The 19,201-nt window shown below is 52.5% G+C and carries 16 protein-coding genes and 1 pseudogene; 5 read left to right on the top strand and 12 right to left on the bottom strand.

Features of this window, described 5'->3' with window-relative positions; all coding sequences use genetic code 11:
• Positions 1–2 precede the first annotated feature (2 nt).
• The 5 genes from ACGS9J_RS26385 (at position 3) to ACGS9J_RS26365 (ending at position 4,336) form a co-directional block, all read left to right on the top strand.
• Positions 3–752 (top strand): HesA/MoeB/ThiF family protein, encoded by a 750-nt coding sequence (locus ACGS9J_RS26385; protein WP_442233536.1) that lies wholly within the window; start codon positions 3–5, stop codon positions 750–752.
• Complete coding sequence (gene thiS, locus ACGS9J_RS26380) at positions 749–949, top strand: sulfur carrier protein ThiS (RefSeq protein ID WP_442233535.1); 201 nt, start codon at positions 749–751, stop codon at positions 947–949. The genes ACGS9J_RS26385 and thiS overlap by 4 nt, the downstream gene beginning before the upstream one ends.
• A 1-nt stretch (position 950) precedes the next feature.
• On the top strand, positions 951–1,730 hold the full coding sequence (locus tag ACGS9J_RS26375; protein WP_442233534.1) for a thiazole synthase: 780 nt from the start codon (positions 951–953) through the stop codon (positions 1,728–1,730).
• The gene (gene thiH, locus ACGS9J_RS26370; RefSeq protein ID WP_442233533.1) at positions 1,730–2,863 is read left to right on the top strand and encodes a 2-iminoacetate synthase ThiH; all 1,134 of its coding nucleotides are present in this window, start codon (positions 1,730–1,732) and stop codon (positions 2,861–2,863) included. Before ACGS9J_RS26375 ends, thiH begins: the two co-directional genes overlap by 1 nt.
• A 657-nt stretch (positions 2,864–3,520) precedes the next feature.
• A complete protein-coding gene (locus ACGS9J_RS26365; protein ID WP_442233532.1) occupies positions 3,521–4,336 on the top strand; it encodes a helix-turn-helix domain-containing protein in 816 nt (271 codons plus the stop codon).
• Here ACGS9J_RS26365 and ACGS9J_RS26360 read toward each other — a convergent pair.
• The 12 genes and pseudogenes from ACGS9J_RS26360 to ACGS9J_RS26305 all read right to left on the bottom strand — a co-directional run.
• Entirely contained in the window at positions 4,322–5,596 is a 1,275-nt protein-coding gene (locus tag ACGS9J_RS26360) for a sensor histidine kinase (protein WP_442233531.1), read from the bottom strand. The genes ACGS9J_RS26365 and ACGS9J_RS26360 overlap by 15 nt on opposite strands.
• Before the next feature lies 1 nt (position 5,597).
• Entirely contained in the window at positions 5,598–6,062 is a 465-nt protein-coding gene (locus ACGS9J_RS26355; RefSeq protein WP_442233530.1) for an oxidoreductase, read from the bottom strand.
• Positions 6,062–6,508 carry a GNAT family N-acetyltransferase gene (locus ACGS9J_RS26350; protein ID WP_442233529.1) on the bottom strand — a complete coding sequence of 149 codons (447 nt, stop codon included), beginning with the start codon at positions 6,506–6,508 and terminating at the stop codon, positions 6,062–6,064. The genes ACGS9J_RS26355 and ACGS9J_RS26350 overlap by 1 nt, the downstream gene beginning before the upstream one ends.
• A gap of 173 nt (positions 6,509–6,681) precedes the next feature.
• On the bottom strand, positions 6,682–10,905 hold the full coding sequence (rpoC, locus tag ACGS9J_RS26345; RefSeq protein WP_442233528.1) for a DNA-directed RNA polymerase subunit beta': 4,224 nt from the start codon (positions 10,903–10,905) through the stop codon (positions 6,682–6,684).
• Between the two features lie 118 nt (positions 10,906–11,023).
• Positions 11,024–15,052 carry a DNA-directed RNA polymerase subunit beta gene (gene rpoB, locus ACGS9J_RS26340; protein WP_020828744.1) on the bottom strand — a complete coding sequence of 1,343 codons (4,029 nt, stop codon included), beginning with the start codon at positions 15,050–15,052 and terminating at the stop codon, positions 11,024–11,026.
• Between the two features lie 333 nt (positions 15,053–15,385).
• Positions 15,386–15,751, bottom strand: a complete 366-nt coding sequence (gene rplL / locus ACGS9J_RS26335; RefSeq protein WP_012004743.1) for a 50S ribosomal protein L7/L12 — start codon at positions 15,749–15,751, stop codon at positions 15,386–15,388.
• Positions 15,752–15,813: 62 nt separating this feature from the next.
• Complete coding sequence (rplJ, locus tag ACGS9J_RS26330; protein ID WP_020828745.1) at positions 15,814–16,311, bottom strand: 50S ribosomal protein L10; 498 nt, start codon at positions 16,309–16,311, stop codon at positions 15,814–15,816.
• 329 nt (positions 16,312–16,640) lie between these two features.
• The gene (rplA, locus tag ACGS9J_RS26325; protein ID WP_012004742.1) at positions 16,641–17,345 is read right to left on the bottom strand and encodes a 50S ribosomal protein L1; all 705 of its coding nucleotides are present in this window, start codon (positions 17,343–17,345) and stop codon (positions 16,641–16,643) included.
• A gap of 3 nt (positions 17,346–17,348) precedes the next feature.
• On the bottom strand, positions 17,349–17,777 hold the full coding sequence (rplK, locus tag ACGS9J_RS26320) for a 50S ribosomal protein L11 (protein ID WP_015376316.1): 429 nt from the start codon (positions 17,775–17,777) through the stop codon (positions 17,349–17,351).
• 162 nt (positions 17,778–17,939) lie between these two features.
• Positions 17,940–18,485 (bottom strand): transcription termination/antitermination protein NusG, encoded by a 546-nt coding sequence (nusG, locus tag ACGS9J_RS26315; protein WP_004953928.1) that lies wholly within the window; start codon positions 18,483–18,485, stop codon positions 17,940–17,942.
• A gap of 1 nt (position 18,486) precedes the next feature.
• Positions 18,487–18,870 carry a preprotein translocase subunit SecE gene (gene secE, locus ACGS9J_RS26310; protein WP_020828746.1) on the bottom strand — a complete coding sequence of 128 codons (384 nt, stop codon included), beginning with the start codon at positions 18,868–18,870 and terminating at the stop codon, positions 18,487–18,489.
• Positions 18,871–19,128: 258 nt separating this feature from the next.
• Positions 19,129–19,201: pseudogene (locus ACGS9J_RS26305) on the bottom strand (EF-Tu/IF-2/RF-3 family GTPase); the annotation flags it as partial.

Below are 19,201 nucleotides of genomic sequence, written 5' to 3'. Positions count from 1 at the left end.
CCATGTTGAACGATCAAGAGTTCCTGCGTTACAGCCGCCAGTTGCTGCTGGAAGACATTGGCCCGGAAGGCCAGGAAAAGCTAAAACGTTCGACGGCGTTGATCGTCGGACTTGGCGGCCTGGGCTCCCCCGCCGCGCTCTATCTGGCGGCAGCCGGTGTCGGCACCCTGCTGTTGGCCGATGACGATACGCTGCACATCACCAATCTGCAGCGTCAGATCCTGTACCGCAGCACCGACGTTTCAAAAAGCAAAGCTACGCTGGCACAACGCCAGTTACAGGCGCTGAACCCGATGGTGGAGTCCATCGCATTGGAGCAGCGACTGCAGGGGGAAGTGTTGCAGCAGGCCGTTGAACGCGCCGATCTGATTTTAGACTGTAGCGATAACATGGAAACCCGTCATGCGGTAAACGCCGCCTGTATCAAGGCCGGTAAACCGCTGATCAGCGGCAGCGCGGTAGGTTTCAGCGGCCAATTGCTGGTCATAGAGCCGCCTTATGCCCACGGCTGTTACGCCTGCCTGTACCCGGAGCAAACCGAACCACAGCGCAATTGCCGCACCGCGGGCGTACTGGGTCCGGTGGTCGGCGTCATCGGTACGCTGCAAGCCCTGGAGGCGATAAAAATGCTGGCGGGCATGCCTTCGTCACTCAACGGCAAGCTGCAGTTGTTCGACGGTAAACAGCAAAGCTGGAGCACATTGCAACTCAGCCAGGCCAGCACCTGCCCGGCATGTGGAGGAGCAGCATGAAGATCCGGCTTAATGACCAGCCGTTAGAGCTGGCGCAGCCACTGAGCGTCGCCGCTCTGCTCGAGCAGTTGGAACGCCACCAGCCAGGCACCGCGCTGGCTATCAACCAAACTATCATCCCGCGCGCCGACTGGGTTAACCATCTGGTGCAGGACGGTGATGACATCCTGTTGTTTCAAGCGATCGCCGGAGGCTGACATGCTGCAAATCGCCGATACCACTTTTACTTCACGCCTGTTTACCGGCACCGGCAAATTCGCCACCCCAGCGCTGATGCTGGATGCCCTGCAGGCTTCCGGCTCGCAGTTGGTGACCATGGCAATGAAACGCGTTGATCTGCGAGGCGGCAACGATGCCATTCTGGCGCCGTTGCAACAGTTGGGCGTTCGCTTGCTGCCCAATACCTCCGGCGCAAAAACCGCGGCTGAGGCGGTGTTTGCCGCCCGACTGGCGCGCGAAGCGCTCGGAACCCACTGGGTAAAACTGGAAATTCACCCCGATGTGAAATACCTGCTGCCGGACCCCATCGAAACCCTAAAGGCGGCGGAAACGCTGGTCAAAGAAGGTTTTGTGGTGTTGCCTTATTGCGGTGCCGACCCCGTACTCTGCAAACGGCTGGAGGAAGCCGGCTGTGCGGCGGTCATGCCGCTCGGATCGCCAATCGGCTCCAACCGGGGTCTGCGTACTCGCGACTTCCTGGAAATCATCATCGAGCAGGCCAAAGTGCCGGTGGTGGTGGATGCCGGTATCGGTGCGCCAAGCCATGCGCTGGAAGCCATGGAACTGGGTGCCGATGCAGTGTTGGTGAATACGGCTATCGCCGTGGCGCGCAATCCCGTGCAGATGGCGCGAGCCTTCCGTCTGGCGCTGGAGGCCGGTGAACTGGCGCGTCAGGCCGGTTTGGGCAACAGCCAACGCAACGCGGTCGCCTCCAGCCCACTGACCGCTTTTCTCAGCCAGGCTGGGGAGGCATTGTGATGGCAGATGATTTCAGTAGCCGCTGGCAACAGCTGGATTGGGACGATATCTCGCTGCGCATTAACAGCAAGACGGCGCGTGATGTCGAACACGCGCTCAATGCGGACAAACTGACGCGCGAAGATTTTATGGCGTTGATCTCCCCTGCCGCAGCGCCCTATCTGGAACCCTTGGCGCAACGCGCACAGCAGTTAACGCGCCAACGTTTTGGCAACGTGGTCAGCTTCTACGTACCGCTGTATCTGTCCAACCTGTGCGCCAACGATTGCACCTACTGCGGCTTTTCGATGAGCAATCGTATCAAGCGTAAAACCCTGGATGCCGCGGAGATCGAGCGCGAGTGCCTGGCGATTAAGGCACTGGGTTTCGAGCATCTGCTGTTGGTCACCGGCGAGCACCAGACCAAGGTCGGCATGGATTACTTTCGGCAGCATATTCCGGCGATCCGCCGCCATTTCAGTTCGCTGATGATGGAGGTGCAACCGCTGGCGCAAGAGGAGTACGCCGAACTGAAAACTCTGGGGTTGGATGGCGTGCTGGTGTATCAGGAAACCTATCATCCCGCCACCTACCTGCAGCACCACCTGCGTGGGCAGAAACAGGACTTTCACTGGCGGCTGGCCACGCCGGATCGCCTGGGGCGCGCCGGGGTCGACAAGATCGGGCTCGGGGCATTGGTCGGGCTGTCCAACAGTTGGCGCACCGACTGTTATATGCTGGCTGAACACCTGTTTTACCTGCAGCAAACCTATTGGCAGAGCCGCTATTCCATCTCGTTCCCGCGTTTGCGCCCCTGCGCCGGCGGCATCGAACCGGCGTCGATCATGAGCGAGCCGCAATTGGTGCAGTTGATCTGTGCTTTCAGGCTGTTCGCCCCCGACGTGGAGCTTTCTTTGTCGACGCGTGAGTCACCGTTCTTCCGCGATCATATGATCCCGGTGGCGATCAACAGCGTCAGTGCCGGCTCCAAGACTCAGCCCGGTGGCTATGCCGACGACGTACCGCCGGAACTGGAACAGTTCGAACCGCACGATGGCCGTACCCCGCAGCAGGTGGCGCAAGCCATCAGCGATGCCGGTTTGCAACCGGTGTGGAAAGACTGGGACGGCTATCTGGGGCGCAGCCCGCAATAATTTGCAACGCTTACGACACTGCTGAAAATGTGATGGACGCGCTGCGCAGAAGCTATTGATGCTGCTGTTACGGGAAAACAGCCCCGCTATAGTGGCATCGCTGGCAGCCAAACCCGGCGCCAGCCGGAGCCGCTACTACCTCCCGGCGGCTTCGCCTTACCCACCCGGATCGCGTCGAATACTCTCTCGCGTGATTCCGGGTCCTCTCCCATGAAAAGCCCCGGTCTTTTGACAAAACTATCTGGTTTGACCACAGTCAAAGGCTGAGCGCCAAACTGATCTGACAACCCGATGGAAAGCGTGCGGTAATATCAATAGGCAAGAGAGGTGTGACCCACCCGCGCCGCAGTGAGGCGATGAATCCCTGATGCTGTAATGGCCCCTGGCATTGGCCGTGTATCTTTTTTACTGCCTGCCCCCGGCTTGAAGACGGGGGCAGGCAGCTTATTTTGTGAGACAGGCAGCCCCCCCAGGAACGCGAATCACACATATAAGTGTTAATTAATCATATCAACGATAAAATGTGAATGTCTTTTGAGTGCTTTTTGTATCTATATTGAGTGTGTTTTGAGTTTATTTAATAAAATCAAACGGATATAGCCGCAGCCATCCAGACTTCATCTATAATCGGGCCAGCAGGCAACCTCGGGACACCCAATGCTCGTGGTCAACATCAGAAAAATCGAGGTGATCATGAAGAAAACGCCAAATTACGCACAGGCAATCAGTAGCTTGCTGACCCAAAAGGGGGTGGGTGACAGAAAGCACGCATCAACCATGGCGAGCGTACTGAACCTTCAATACAACAGCGCCAAGCAGAAGCTTGACGGTAAAAGAGGCATCACTCTCGACGAGGTAAAAAAAGTATTTCAATACTTCAATGAATCGTTTGAAGGACGCAGAGCACATAACTGCGTGTTTATCATGAACAGCATACATAAACGGTGCAATATTGAGGTTGATGACAAGCCGGTAGATAACATTGAAGATGCGGAAACCTATGCGTTCAGAAAAGACGATCTCTTTATTATTAACACCGACAGAGATAAAAGCGCGGGTGCAGAACTGTATAAGGTCAGGAAAATAGACTTTCTGCCGGCGCCAAGAATAGCCATCCTCGACAACGATCAAGACATCCTGGAGCTGCTAAAGAAAATCACCACCCGCTACGGTATTGAAACAGAGACCTTCCCAACCGCGACGACGATCATCGCCAGCCTGGAGCAGCATGCTTACGAGGCCTTTATCCTTGATTGGCTGTTAGACTTTGGCGAGACGTCGGAAAAGGTCGTAGAAAAGATAAAAGACAGCGTGGATACCCATGCACAGATCATCATCCTGACGGGCCAGTTAAATCACTATGAGAAAAACATAGGCGATATGATATTAAACTACGACGTCCATTTGGTTGAGAAGCCGGCCAAGCCGCTGATTATCTCTTCGCTGTTGCTTTCCCATTTATTTTTCAACTGATTTTATTGGCAAGCAAATGAGGAATGACGATCCTTTTCCCTCGACTGACTTCACTCTGATGCTGCCTTTCATCCTGGTCACATAGTTCTTTATAATGGTTAACCCCAGGCCCAGCCCCTGGCGCGTCTCTCTTTCCACGCCCTGATTAAATGCTTTATATAATCTGTCAATATTTTTCACGTTAAAGCCGATACCGTTATCCTTCACCAGAAGATAAAGATGGCTATTGCAAACCTTCACATTCAGAATGACCAAACCGCAATGCGTATACTTATCGGCATTGCCCAACAGGTTGACAAGTATTCGATAGAGTTTGTACTTATCAGAATGGATTTTCCCTGCATAAGACGAATGACGAACAATAAATTGATTGCGACCTCCCCCACTCACCGCAGTGACGGCATCGTCAACCACCTCATTGAGTGAGAACAGGGAATCATTTACCTTTACCTCCCCCATTTCAAGCCGTGAGTAATCCATCACCTCACGCGTTTGCTCTGCGATTTTATTACCGTGGTGCGAGATGAGCCTGGCTTCTTTTTTTAACTCATCCTGCACCAGTTCGTGCTCCATGATGTCTGCCGCAATCACGATAGCTTGTGTTGAGCCGGCGATCTCATGGTAGATAGAAGAAATAAAGATATTCTTATTCTTAACTATCTCCTTCAGTGAAAACGCATGTTTCAAAATAAGGAACATCGTCAAAAAAATCAGTACCAGCGAGATCATGGCAAACAGTTCTGCTTTACCCGAATTATCCTTGATGATGTCTTTAACCTCGGTGAAATTCCTTATCTGTATTTTGTAGATTATCTCTTGAATATCCACCAGGGTAATTTCCATCTCTTCCATAAACGAGAGTATATCGGCTTTGGTTTTCGTGCCGTTTAACAACTCAACGCTAAGTTGATCCAGTTCGGCATACTGACGTTTCAAAACTCCAATAGTTTTTATAAACTCTTCGTCATAATAAAAAGAGTCGCTGAATGTAGAACGACCTTCAAGAATGGCAATTTTTGATGCGAATATTTTCTTTTTGAGCATAAAAGCGTCGTAGTTATCCTCATCGCCCAGTAGCAGTGCGGTTTTCGTCCTTTCAAAGGATAAAAAGAGAATTTCAGCGACGGAGTAATTATCGAGATTGGGCTCAATCTGCTTGTATCGCTCTTTCACGTTACCGAAGTTTACGGCAATCAGTAAAATCAAGAGCAGCAGCGCTGCTACCAAGGTGACCAGAGTCCCGATAAATTTCTTGCTCATTTCACTTAACCTCTAGCATTTTTATTTGCCAAACGGTTTTTGCATTCACATCAATATTATTCAACTCTGGGTGGCTATCGCGAGGGTAGATAATCGCAAAAGGCCCCAACTGCGCAACATCCATGAGCTCGCCGTTTTTCTTATAAGCGATAATAACTTTGTATTTAGCCAGCTCGGCGACGGGCATTGAATATGAATAATCATCCCAGGCAAAAGCACGAACCTTGCTGCCCGTCAGATCATATTCCTTTGCCAGTGCGCTAAACTCAACGCCGGTAAAAACGGCCTCAGGCGTGAAGTTGGTCGAAGTTTTAATCGAAGAAGATGGCATCGCCTCTAACGCCTGTAGCGTAATCTTGACCTTCTCACCATCGTTCTTTTTAAGATAAAAATAATCAACGCCAGCATAAAGCGGAGCGCTGAACAAAGACATCAGCAATAAGACCATCAGTCCTTTGATTTTCATTATTTATCACCTTTACGCTTAACCCATTCCGCCTGGCCAAATTCATCCTTGCCAATGGCAACCCAACCACGCCGCTGATAAAACGCCTCAGCTCTCGAGCCTGGATCGGTTGTGAGGTGGATCTCTTCGGCACCATTCTCGAATAACCATGCCGTGACTGCATTCAGTAAAGTGGAGCCTATTCCCTTAGACTGGTACTCCGGCTTAACAAACAGCCCACCGATCAATGCCTCAGGGATAAAGAGACCGAAACCGACCCCGGCATAGTCTTCGCCGTACTTGCAAATCCAACCGCCGCCCTGGTTGATATCATCCAGCGCCTGGGTCCTCTGAAGATATTGGATCTGGTGAGGGTGAAGCGGGTTCTCTTCGACGGAAAATCTGATTTCATACAGGTAAGGCAGGTGTTTTGCGGTAAGTTTTTCGACGGTGATCAGGCTGTCCATATCTGTACAATCCTTGGTTGTAATAGCACGCAGGTGATTTTAGCCGTTATCTCGAGCCTATTCATAGTAGCAAAGATTACCCCCTGCGGGAGTCGGCAAAAAAAAACCGCCCCCGAAGGAGCGGTTTATCTGGCATGGGCCCGGCAAGCCGAACCCCACGGCGCATTCAACGATTAATCGTTGTTGCCGCCGCCCAGGCCTGCGTTCAACAGTTCAGCCAGGTTAGCCGTTGCTTCTTCCGCACTGACTTGCGGAACAACTGGCGCTTCACCCTGTGCTTTACGACGCATGCGGTCCTGATGATAAGCGTAACCGGTACCGGCTGGGATCAGACGGCCCACGATGACGTTCTCTTTCAGGCCACGCAGTTCATCGCGCTTACCGGCAACAGCCGCTTCGGTCAGAACGCGCGTCGTTTCCTGGAACGATGCTGCGGAGATGAAGGACTCGGTCGCCAAGGAAGCCTTGGTGATACCCAGCAGATCGCGTGAGAAGGTTGCCTCGATTTTGCCTTCAGCAGCAAGCTGACGGTTGGCAATCTTAACGCGTGACACTTCAGCCTGCTCGCCTTCCAGGAACTCGGTGCTACCAGCGCTGACGATGGTACCTTTACGCAGCATCTGACGAACGATAACTTCAATGTGTTTATCGTTAATCTTAACGCCTTGCAGACGGTAAACTTCCTGCACTTCGTTGGTGATGTAGCGGGTAACCGCATGCACACCACGCAGACGCAGAATGTCGTGCGGAGATTCCGGGCCGTCAGAAACAACGTCACCACGCTCCACAACTTCACCTTCAAACACGTTGAGCTGACGCCATTTCGGAATCATCTCTTCGTAAGCATCGCTGCCGTCCAGTGGAGAGATTACCAGGCGACGTTTGCCCTTGGTCTCTTTACCGAACGAGATAATCCCGCTGATTTCAGCCAGGATTGCAGGCTCTTTCGGACGACGTGCTTCGAACAGATCCGCAACGCGTGGCAGACCACCGGTAATATCCTTGGTACCGCCGGATTCCTGAGGAATACGCGCCAGGGTATCACCCGCACCGATCTGAATGCCGTCTTCCAGCTGCACAATCGCTTTACCTGGCAGGAAGTATTGAGCAGGCATATCAGTACCTGGGATCAATACGTCGTCGCCTTTGGCATCAACGATTTTCAGTGCCGGACGCAGGTCTTTACCGCTACCGGTACGCTCTGCGCTGTCCAGTACGACCAGAGAAGACAAACCGGTCAGTTCGTCGGTCTGGCGTGTAATGGTCTGGCCGTCAACCATATCAGCGAAGCGGATGAAACCACTCACTTCGGTGATAACTGGCATGGTGTGCGGATCCCAATTAGCAACGGTTTCGCCGCCGTTAACTTCTGCACCGTCACCTTTGCCCATGACAGAACCGTAAGGCACTTTGTAGCTTTCTTTGGTACGGCCGAATTCGTCGATCAGCTTCAGTTCGGTGTTACGAGAGGTAATCACCAGCTTGCCTGCGGCGTTCATTACGAACTTCACATTGCTCAGCTTCAGAGTACCCTTGTTTTTCACCTGGATGCTGGATTCAGCAGCCGCACGAGATGCCGCACCACCGATGTGGAACGTACGCATCGTCAGCTGTGTACCCGGCTCACCGATTGACTGTGCCGCGATAACGCCGATAGCTTCGCCTTTGTTGATGATGTGACCACGTGCCAGGTCGCGACCATAGCAGTTTGCACACACACCAAAGTCGGTTTCACAGCTAACTACGGAACGGACTTTAACGCTGTCGACAGAGTTCTCTTCCAACAGGTCACACGTCTTCTCGTTCAGCAGGGTGTTGCGTGGCACCAGGATGTCAGCCGTACCCGGCTTGATGACATCTTCTGCCGTCACACGACCCAGAACGCGTTCGCGCAGTGGCTCTTTAACGTCACCACCTTCGATAACCGGAGTCATCATGATGCCGTTGTGAGTACCACAGTCGTCTTCGGTAACAACCAGGTCCTGTGCCACGTCAACCAGACGACGGGTCAGATAACCGGAGTTAGCCGTTTTCAGTGCGGTATCCGCCAGACCTTTACGAGCACCGTGCGTGGAGATGAAGTACTGGAGTACGTTCAGACCTTCACGGAAGTTCGCGGTGATTGGCGTTTCGATGATGGAGCCGTCCGGCTTCGCCATCAGACCACGCATACCGGCCAGCTGACGAATCTGAGCGGCGGAACCACGCGCACCGGAGTCGGCCATCATAAAGATGCTGTTGAAGGAAACTTGCTGTTCCACAACGCCGTCACGGTTAACCACGTCTTCAACCGACAGGTTTTCCATCATCGCTTTAGCAACACGTTCGTTTGCCGCAGCCCAGATATCGATCACTTTGTTGTAACGTTCACCGGCGGTGACCAGACCAGATTGGAACTGCTCCTGGATCTCGGCAACTTCGGTTTCCGCTTCTTCGATGATCTCCGCTTTCTTGGCCGGGATAACCATGTCATCGATACCTACGGAAGCGCCTGAACGGGCTGCGTAAGCAAAACCGGTGTACATGATCTGGTCAGCAAAGATAACGGTCGGCTTCAGGCCCAGGATGCGGTAACAGGTGTTCAGCATCTTGGAGATAGCTTTCTTGCCCAAAGGCTGGTTAACGATCGAGTACGGCAGACCGCGCGGCACGATCATCCACAGGATGGCGCGACCTACGGTAGTGTCGATGATCGAAGTCTGGTGTACAGACTCGCCTTCGGTGTTTTTGATCTCTTCGGTGATACGCACTTTGACACGCGCATGCAGAGAAGCCAGACCGGCGCGGTAAATACGCTCCGCTTCTTTCGGGCCGCTCAGCACCATGCCTTCGCCTTTGGCGTTAACACAGTCACGGGTCATGTAGTACAGACCCAATACAACGTCCTGAGAAGGAACGATGATTGGCTCGCCGTTCGCAGGTGACAGGATGTTGTTGGTAGACATCATCAATGCACGCGCTTCCAGCTGGGCTTCCAGCGTCAGCGGTACGTGTACAGCCATCTGGTCACCATCGAAGTCGGCGTTGTATGCCGCACAAACCAGCGGGTGCAGCTGGATTGCCTTGCCTTCGATCAGAACCGGTTCAAACGCCTGGATACCCAAACGGTGCAGGGTTGGTGCACGGTTCAGCAGTACCGGGTGTTCGCGGATAACTTCGTCCAGGATGTCCCAAACGACAGCTTCTTCGCGCTCAACCATTTTCTTGGCGGCTTTGATGGTGGTGGCCAGGCCACGCAGCTCCAATTTGCCGTAGATGAACGGTTTGAACAGCTCCAGTGCCATTTTCTTAGGCAGACCGCACTGATGCAGACGCAGGTATGGACCTACGGTGATTACAGAACGACCAGAGTAGTCAACACGTTTACCCAACAGGTTCTGACGGAAACGACCCTGCTTACCTTTGATCATGTCGGCCAAAGATTTCAGAGGACGTTTGTTGGAACCGGTGATGGCACGACCGCGACGGCCGTTATCCAGCAGGGCATCTACCGCTTCTTGCAGCATACGCTTTTCGTTGCGCACGATGATGTCAGGCGCAGCCAGATCCAGCAGGCGTTTCAGACGGTTGTTACGGTTGATCACGCGGCGATACAGATCGTTCAGATCTGAAGTCGCGAAACGACCGCCATCCAACGGAACCAGCGGACGCAGATCCGGCGGCAGTACCGGCAGCACGGTCAGGATCATCCACTCTGGCTTGTTGCCAGACTGTACGAACGCTTCCAGCAGCTTGATACGCTTGGTCAGCTTCTTGCGCTTGGTTTCGGAGTTGGTTTCGTTCAGCTCTTCACGCAGCTGTTCGCACTCGGCTTCCAGATCCATGTTTTTCAACAGGGCCTGAATAGCTTCCGCACCCATCTTGGCGTCGAATTCGTCACCGAACTCTTCCAGCGCATCCAGATACTGCTCTTCAGTCAGGATCTGACGACGCTCGAGGTTAGTCATACCGCCTTCAACAACCACATAGGATTCGAAGTACAGTACACGTTCGATGTCACGCAGCGGCATATCCAGCAACAAACCGATGCGCGAAGGCAGCGATTTCAGGAACCAGATGTGCGCAGTCGGTGAAGCCAGCTCGATGTGGCCCATGCGCTCACGGCGCACTTTGGTCTGGGTCACTTCAACGCCGCACTTCTCACAGATCACGCCGCGGTGTTTTAAGCGCTTGTACTTACCGCACAGGCACTCGTAGTCTTTTACCGGCCCAAAGATACGGGCGCAGAAAAGGCCGTCACGTTCAGGTTTGAACGTACGGTAGTTAATGGTTTCCGGCTTCTTAACTTCACCGAACGACCACGAACGGATCATATCTGGCGATGCCAGAGCAATCTTGATCGCATCAAACTCTTCGGTCTTAGTTTGCGCTTTCAGAAACTTCAATAAGTCTTTCACGGATTGGCTCCTGTCGGAGTTAAACCTGTTGGGCGCACGCTGACAAATCGCGCGCCCGTGTGACCTGAACAACCACCCTCAGGCTCCCTAAGGCCGGGAGCCTGAGCCGGAAAAACGATTACTCGTCTTCCAGTTCGATGTTGATACCGAGCGAGCGGATTTCTTTCAACAGTACGTTGAAGGACTCCGGCATGCCTGGTTCCATGCGGTGATCGCCATCCACGATGTTTTTGTACATCTTGGTACGGCCGTTAACGTCATCCGACTTAACGGTGAGCATTTCCTGCAAGGTATAAGCTGCGCCGTATGCTTCCAGTGCCCACACTTCCATCTCACCGAAGCGTTGACCACCGAACTGCGCCTTACCACCCAGCGGTTGCTGAGTAACCAAGCTGTAAGAACCGGTTGAACGGGCGTGCATCTTATCGTCAACCAAGTGGTTCAGTTTCAGCATGTACATATAGCCAACGGTAACCTGGCGCTCGAATTGCTCACCGGTACGGCCATCGAACAGCGTAATCTGACCCGAGGTTGGGATCCCGCCCATTTCCAGCAGTTGCTTGATTTCAGTCTCTTTCGCACCATCAAACACCGGCGTTGCGATTGGCATACCTTTTTTCAGGTTCTCTGCCAGACGCAGTACTTCGTCGTCGGTGAAGGTGTTCAGGTCAACTTTCTGGCAGACATCGTCGCCCAGATCGTAGGCCTTCTGAATGAACTCACGCAGCTTGGCCACTTCCTGATGCTGCTTCAGCATTTGGTTGATCTTCTCACCAATGCCTTTCGCAGCCATACCCAGGTGGGTTTCCAGGATCTGACCGATGTTCATACGTGATGGTACGCCCAGCGGGTTCAGTACGATGTCAACCGGCGTGCCGTTTTCATCGTAAGGCATATCTTCGATCGGGTTGATCTTGGAGATAACACCCTTGTTACCGTGGCGGCCTGCCATCTTGTCACCCGGTTGGATCTGACGCTTAACGGCCAGATAAACCTTAACGATTTTCAGCACGCCTGGTGCCAGATCATCGCCCTGGGTGATCTTACGACGCTTGGCGTCCAGCTTCTTCTCGAAGTCGGATTTCAGTTCGTCGTACTGCTCTGCCAACTGTTCCAGCTGGTTTTGCTTCTCTTCGTCGGTCAGGCCCAGTTCCAGCCAGCGATCGCGTGGCAGTTTGCTCAGCTTCTCAGCCTCGACACCGCCGGCAACCAGCACCGCATGGATACGCGTAAACAGGCCGGCTTCCAGGATCTGCAGTTCTTCAGTCAGGTCTTTCTTCGCCTGCTTCAGCTGCATCTCTTCGATTTCCAACGCACGCTTGTCTTTTTCCACGCCATCGCGGGTGAAGACCTGCACGTCGATAATCGTACCGGAAACGCCGTTTGGTACACGCAGAGAGGAATCTTTAACGTCAGACGCCTTCTCACCGAAGATCGCACGCAGCAGTTTCTCTTCTGGCGTCAGCTGGGTTTCACCTTTTGGCGTTACCTTACCGACCAGAATGTCACCACCGGTCACTTCAGCACCGATATACACGATACCGGATTCATCCAGTTTGGAGAGCGCAGCTTCACCCACGTTAGGGATGTCGGCAGTGATCTCTTCAGGCCCCAACTTGGTGTCGCGAGACACACACGCCAGTTCCTGGATATGGATGGTAGTGAAGCGATCTTCCTGAACCACACGCTCGGACACCAAGATGGAGTCTTCGAAGTTGTAGCCGTTCCACGGCATGAACGCCACGCGCATGTTCTGGCCCAACGCCAGTTCACCCAGGTCAGTGGACGGGCCATCTGCCAGCACGTCGCCGCGCTCGATTGGCTCACCCAGATTCACACACGGCATCTGGTTGATGCAGGTGTTCTGGTTAGAACGGGTGTACTTGGTCAGGTTATAAATATCGATACCTGCTTCGCCCGCGTGCATCTCGTCTTCGTTAACTTTGATAACGATACGGGAAGCATCCACGTACTGGATCACACCACCACGGCGAGCTACGGCAGTAACACCGGAGTCAACCGCTACAGCACGTTCCATACCGGTACCTACCAGCGGCTTGTCAGCACGCAAGGTTGGAACCGCCTGACGTTGCATGTTCGCACCCATCAATGCACGGTTGGCGTCATCGTGTTCCAGGAATGGAATCAGTGAAGCACCAACGGAGACAACCTGCTGGGTTGATACGTCCATATAGTCAACCTGATCGCGGCTAAACAGGCTTGATTCGCCTTTGCTACGACAGGTGACCAGGTCTTCTATAAAGCGGCCGTCTTCGTCCAGGTTGGAGTTCGCCTGAGCGATAACGAAGTTGCCTTCTTCAATAGCAGACAGATAGTTGATTTCATCGGTAACCAAGCCGTCACGCACGCGGCGGTACGGGGTTTCCAGGAAGCCATACTCGTTAGTCTGTGCGTACACGGACAAGGAGTTGATCAGACCGATGTTTGGACCTTCCGGCGTTTCGATTGGACACACGCGACCGTAGTGAGTCGGGTGTACGTCTCGAACTTCAAAGCCGGCACGTTCACGGGTCAGACCGCCTGGGCCCAATGCAGAGATACGACGTTTGTGCGTGATCTCGGACAACGGGTTGTTCTGGTCCATAAACTGAGACAGCTGGCTGGAGCCGAAGAACTCTTTCACCGCCGCCGAAATCGGTTTGGCGTTGATCATGTCCTGTGGCATCAGGGTGTCCAGATCGCCCAGGGACAGACGTTCTTTAACCGCACGCTCAACACGCACCAAACCTACACGGAACTGGTTCTCAGCCATTTCGCCGACGGAACGGATACGACGGTTGCCCAAGTGGTCGATATCGTCCACTTCGCCTTTACCGTTACGGATATCGATGAGCTTCTTCATCACTTCAATGATGTCGTCTTTGCTCAGGATGCCCGAACCTTCGATCTCGTCACGCAGCAGAGAACGGTTGAACTTCATACGGCCAACCGCAGACAGATCGTAGCGGTCTTCAGAGAAGAACAGGTTCTCGAACAGGCTTTCGGCAGCTTCGCGCGTTGGCGGCTCACCAGGGCGCATCATGCGGTAGATTTCTACCAGCGCGCTCAAACGATCGCTTGTTGGATCGACACGTACGGTCTCAGAGATGTACGCACCGTGGTCCAGATCGTTGGTGAACAGCGTTTCGATACGCTTGTGGCCTGACTGGCTCAATTTGGCCAGCAGATCCAGCGACAGCTCCATGTTGGCTGCGCAGATCAGCTCACCGGTATTGGTATCGATATAGTCCTTCGCGACCACTTTGCCCGCGATGTACTCAACCGGTACTTCAATACTATGAATTTCGTCTTTTTCGAGCTGACGGATATGACGAGCGGTGATACGACGGCCTTTCTCGATGTAGATCTTGCCGTTGGCTTCGATATCAAACGAAGCAGTCTCACCACGCAGACGTTCTGGAACCAGCTCCATCTGCAGCTTGTTATCACGGATCTCGAAAACTACTTTCGCAAAGAACAGGTCAAGGATCTGCTCAGTGGTGTAGTTCAGTGCACGCAGAATGATGGTCGCAGGTAATTTACGGCGACGGTCAATACGTACAAACAGGTTGTCTTTCGGGTCGAACTCGAAATCCAACCATGAACCGCGGTAAGGGATGATACGCGCGTTATACAGCACTTTACCCGAAGAGTGGGTTTTACCCTTATCGCTGTCAAAGAATACGCCAGGACTACGGTGAAGCTGAGATACGATAACCCTCTCAGTACCGTTGATCACAAAGGTGCCGTTTTCGGTCATGAGCGGAATTTCGCCCATATAGACTTCTTGTTCCTTGATGTCTTTGACCGTACCTTCCGGAGCTTCGCGCTCGTAGATTACCAGGCGCAGTTTTACGCGCAGCGGTGCAGAGAACGTCACACCACGGATCTGGCACTCTTTGACGTCGAAGACCGGCTCACCAAGACGGTAGCTAACGTATTGCAGCTCCGAATTGCCACTGTAGCTCTGGATAGGGAAAACAGAACGGAATGCGGCTTCTAAGCCGTACTGCCCTTCTGGATCTTGCTCGATAAACTTCTGGAACGAGTCAAGCTGGATAGAAAGGAGATATGGTATGTCCAAAACTTGTGGACGCTTACCAAAATCCTTACGAATACGTTTTTTCTCGGTATAGGAGTAAACCATAGGGTTCCTCAGCTCGCTGATCAGTGACCCACTCTGTCCGTCCGGATATAGGACGGTTCACGCAACACCATTTTGTCGACCGGAAAGCGGGAACACTTTCCGCAATACTCGTTTCTATCACGCTTAAATCATTTCGTTGCGCTGTACGGCAGATTTTGCTGCGGCAGGGAGGGCAATATATTAAGTCGTCGATAGAAAGAAATATTGGGGTTAGTCAGTAGCCAAACAGTGTGAAACTCTACTGACGCCCTACAGCGCAAAAAGGCTGGTGACCAAAAAGTCACCAGCCATCAGTCTGTTAGTTAAAACAGACTGCACTCAGAAAGCAGTGGCTTATTTAACTTCAACTTCAGCGCCAGCTTCTTCCAGAGCTTTTTTCAGTGCTTCAGCGTCGTCTTTGCTGATGCCTTCTTTCAGTGCTGCTGGTGCAGACTCAACCAGGTCTTTAGCTTCTTTCAGACCCAGGCCAGTTGCGCCACGTACTGCTTTGATTACTGCAACTTTGTTCGCGCCGATACCTTTCAGTACAACGTCGAATTCAGTTTTTTCTTCAACAGCTTCAGCAGCAGCAGCAGGACCTGCAGCTACAGCAGCAGCAGAAACACCGAACTTCTCTTCCATAGCGGCGATCAGTTCAACGATTTCCATTACAGACAGAGCTGCAACGCCTTCGATAATTTGGTCTTTAGTGATAGACATAACAAATGTTCCTAAAATTCAGAAATAGTTTAAATACGTAAGCAAAGGCTAAGAAAGAGGGCTTATGCCGCTTCTTTCTGATCGCGCAGTGCAGCCAGAGTGCGAACCAATTTGCCGGCAGCGGCTTCTTTCATGGTTGCCATCAGGCGTGCGATTGCTTCATCGTAAGTAGGCAGAGTTGCCAAGCGGTCAATTTGTGCCGCAGGGATCAGCTCACCTTCAAAGGCCGCAGCTTTAACCTCGAATTTTGCATTCGCTTTCGCGAACTCTTTGAACAGACGAGCAGCAGCGCCCGGGTGTTCGTTAGAGAATGCAATCAAGGTAGGACCGACAAACGTGTCTTTCAGGCATTCGAATGGAGTGCCTTCAACTACGCGACGCATCAGGGTGTTGCGAACAACACGCATGTAAACGCCAGCTTCACGACCTGCTTTACGCAGTTCAGTCATTTTATCAACGGTAACGCCACGGGAATCCGCAACAACCGCAGACAGCGCGCCTTTGGCTACTTCGTTGACTTCAGCAACAATCGCTTGTTTGTCTTGAAGATTCAATGCCATTAGCTTTTTGCTCCTGGATTTAGCCGGGGGAAATCCCCAGCACTCACATCACTCAACACCTTGCGATAAATCACTCAGTGAGAGCGTTCAAACACGGTGAGCAGAATCCAGCAAAGACAATTTAAAATTTTCTTTAGGCTCTGTCACCGTCTACGCAGGAAGGATTAAGTACCTTTCGATACACCTGCGGTCTTGGACGGAGGCCTGGATAGGCCAGGCTCCAACCGAAAAATCTTTGTTCCACTATGACTATTGCCAATAGCAAAACCTTGGGGCATAAGATTCTAGACGAACCTTAGCCCCAAGTCAAAGCGATAATCGCAGGGCGATTAGTTCGCTACAGCAGTCAGGCCGCTTTGATCGATAGCAACGCCAGCACCCATGGTGGTGGAGAGGCTAACTTTCTTGATGTACACGCCTTTCGCCTGAGATGGTTTTGCTTTTTTCAGCGCAACCAGCAGGGCTTCCAGGTTTTCTTTCAGCTTGTCTGACTCGAAATCAACCTTACCGATAGTGGTATGGATGATGCCGTTTTTGTCGTTACGATAACGAACCTGACCTGCTTTAGCGTTCTTCACTGCTTCAGCAACGTTCGGAGTAACGGTACCCACTTTCGGGTTTGGCATCAGGCCACGTGGACCCAGGATCTGGCCCAGTTGACCAACAACGCGCATTGCATCCGGGGAAGCAATAACAACGTCGAAGTTCATTTCGCCTTTCTTGATCTGGTCTGCCAGATCTTCCATACCTACCAGCTCTGCGCCAGCAGCTTTAGCTGCTTCAGCGTTAGGGCCTTGGGCAAATACGGCAACGCGAACGGAACGACCGGTGCCGTTTGGCAGAACGGTAGCGCCACGAACGTTTTGGTCAGATTTACGAGCGTCGATGCCGAGGTTAACAGCAACGTCAACGCTTTCTACGAATTTAGCGGTGGCCAGCTCTTTCAGCAGAGCAACAGCTTCGGTGATGTCATACTGTTTAGTAGCATCAACTTTGTCACGGATCACGCGCATGCGCTTGGTCAGCTTAGCCATTTCTTAATCCTCCACTACCAGGCCCATGGAACGAGCAGTACCTTCGATGGAGCGAGTCATCGCTTCAACGTCAGAACCAGTCATGTCCGCAGCTTTGGTTTCTGCGATTTCACGTACCTGAGCACGAGTCACTTTACCTACTTTGTCTTTGTTCGGCTTGCCTGAACCAGACTTGATACCAGCCGCTTTTTTCAGCAGAACTGCTGCTGGCGGGGTTTTGGTAACGAAAGTGAAGGAGCGATCAGAATAAACGGTAATAACAACCGGAATCGGCAGACCTTTCTCAACGCTGTCAGTCTTAGCATTGAACGCCTTACAGAATTCCATGATGTTAACGCCTTGCTGACCCAGAGCTGGACCAACTGGCGGACTTGGGTTAGCCATACCGGCTGCAACTTGCAGCTTAACGTAGGCTTGTACTTTCTTGGCCATTTACAATTCCTCGGTTTGGGTAATATCGCCTCAATAGAGGCTCCCCGTGTTTCACCTCGCTCAACTCAATGAGCAAGGCCTATAAAAACAAAAGGCGCGAAATTATAGTTCAATTTCGCGCCTCTGACAAGCGGCAAACGCCACTTATTGCTGATTAATTGATCAGCCTTTTTCAACCTGAGCGAAGTCCAGTTCCACCGGCGTTGCACGGCCAAAGATGGAAACAGAAACTTTCAGGCGGCTCTTCTCGTAATCCACTTCTTCAACAACACCGTTGAAGTCGGCAAACGGACCATCGTTAACACGGACCAGCTCACCCGGTTCGAACAGCGTTTTAGGACGCGGCTTATCACCAACCTGTTGCAGGCGGTTCATAATCGCATCAACTTCTTTATCGCTGATCGGTGCCGGACGGTCAGAGGTGCCGCCGATGAAACCCATTACGCGCGGAACGCTACGCACCAAGTGCCAGCTGGCGTCATTCATCACCATCTGAACCAGTACATAGCCCGGGAAGAATTTACGTTCGCTTTTGCGACGTTGACCACCACGGATTTCAACAACTTCTTCCGTAGGTACCATCACTTCGCCGAACAGTTCTTCCATATCGTGCAGTTTGATGTGTTCACGCAGCGATTGCGCTACGCGACCTTCAAAACCGGAAAACGCCTGAACGACGTACCAACGTTTTTTTGGAGCTTCAGACATTTTAGAACCTCAGGCCAGTAATAAACGATACCAGACGGACCAGAATACCGTCCAGGCCCCACAGAATCAGTGACATCACGGCAGTTACCGCGGCAACGATCAACGTGGTATGTAGCGTTTCCTGACGAGTTGGCCAGATCACCTTGCGCACTTCAGTACGCGCTTCGCGTGCAAACGCAACGGTGGCCTTGCCTTTGGTGGTCATCAGCGCCACAGCGCCAGCAACAGCGATAACCACTACGACGGCCAGCGCACGTAACGGCAGGCTGAAATCACGGTAGTAATAGTTACCGACAATCGCTACAACCAACAGAACGGCGACGATCAGCCACTTAGCCGTTTCCAGGCCGCGCCCGCTCCCTTGAGCCTCGGTATTCGCACTCATAAACCAACCTGTCACAATGAATTCAGAACAGACAACTTTGCCTCGCACTGCAAGGCAAACCAAACCGATCAAATGCCGCTCGGCGGCATTTCGGTGTTTTACGCTATGACGTATCTCAGTCAATACGGCTTTAAGAGCCCATCTCACCAATGATTATGACTGCAAAATCGCTGATGAGATAGGTTCTAGTTCACAGCGTAGAAAAAGGGCATCAAATGATGCCCTTTTACCGCATGTCGCGTCAAACGTTATCAGCGATTAAGCGATAACTTTGGCAACAACACCAGCGCCAACAGTACGGCCGCCTTCACGGATTGCGAAACGCAGGCCG

It is taken from the genome of Serratia quinivorans, assembly GCF_052113645.1.
GTDB classification, from domain to species: Bacteria; Pseudomonadota; Gammaproteobacteria; order Enterobacterales; family Enterobacteriaceae; genus Serratia; species Serratia quinivorans_B.
This window is presented reverse-complemented; position numbering and strand designations above follow the sequence as displayed.

Bases quoted from the DNA above. Each gene is read 5' to 3' on its own strand.
- ACGS9J_RS26385 (WP_442233536.1), top strand. From the start codon at position 3: ATGTTGAACGATCAAGAGTTCCTGCGTTACAGCCGCCAGTTGCTGCTG.
- thiS (WP_442233535.1), top strand. From the start codon at position 749: ATGAAGATCCGGCTTAATGACCAGCCGTTAGAGCTGGCGCAGCCACTG.
- ACGS9J_RS26375 (WP_442233534.1), top strand. From the start codon at position 951: ATGCTGCAAATCGCCGATACCACTTTTACTTCACGCCTGTTTACCGGC.
- thiH (WP_442233533.1), top strand. From the start codon at position 1,730: ATGGCAGATGATTTCAGTAGCCGCTGGCAACAGCTGGATTGGGACGAT.
- ACGS9J_RS26365 (WP_442233532.1), top strand. From the start codon at position 3,521: ATGCTCGTGGTCAACATCAGAAAAATCGAGGTGATCATGAAGAAAACG.
- ACGS9J_RS26360 (WP_442233531.1), bottom strand. From the start codon at position 5,596: ATGAGCAAGAAATTTATCGGGACTCTGGTCACCTTGGTAGCAGCGCTG.
- ACGS9J_RS26355 (WP_442233530.1), bottom strand. From the start codon at position 6,062: ATGAAAATCAAAGGACTGATGGTCTTATTGCTGATGTCTTTGTTCAGC.
- ACGS9J_RS26350 (WP_442233529.1), bottom strand. From the start codon at position 6,508: ATGGACAGCCTGATCACCGTCGAAAAACTTACCGCAAAACACCTGCCT.
- rpoB (WP_020828744.1), bottom strand. From the start codon at position 15,052: ATGGTTTACTCCTATACCGAGAAAAAACGTATTCGTAAGGATTTTGGT.
- rplL (WP_012004743.1), bottom strand. From the start codon at position 15,751: ATGTCTATCACTAAAGACCAAATTATCGAAGGCGTTGCAGCTCTGTCT.
- rplJ (WP_020828745.1), bottom strand. From the start codon at position 16,311: ATGGCATTGAATCTTCAAGACAAACAAGCGATTGTTGCTGAAGTCAAC.
- rplA (WP_012004742.1), bottom strand. From the start codon at position 17,345: ATGGCTAAGCTGACCAAGCGCATGCGCGTGATCCGTGACAAAGTTGAT.
- rplK (WP_015376316.1), bottom strand. From the start codon at position 17,777: ATGGCCAAGAAAGTACAAGCCTACGTTAAGCTGCAAGTTGCAGCCGGT.
- nusG (WP_004953928.1), bottom strand. From the start codon at position 18,485: ATGTCTGAAGCTCCAAAAAAACGTTGGTACGTCGTTCAGGCGTTTTCC.
- secE (WP_020828746.1), bottom strand. From the start codon at position 18,870: ATGAGTGCGAATACCGAGGCTCAAGGGAGCGGGCGCGGCCTGGAAACG.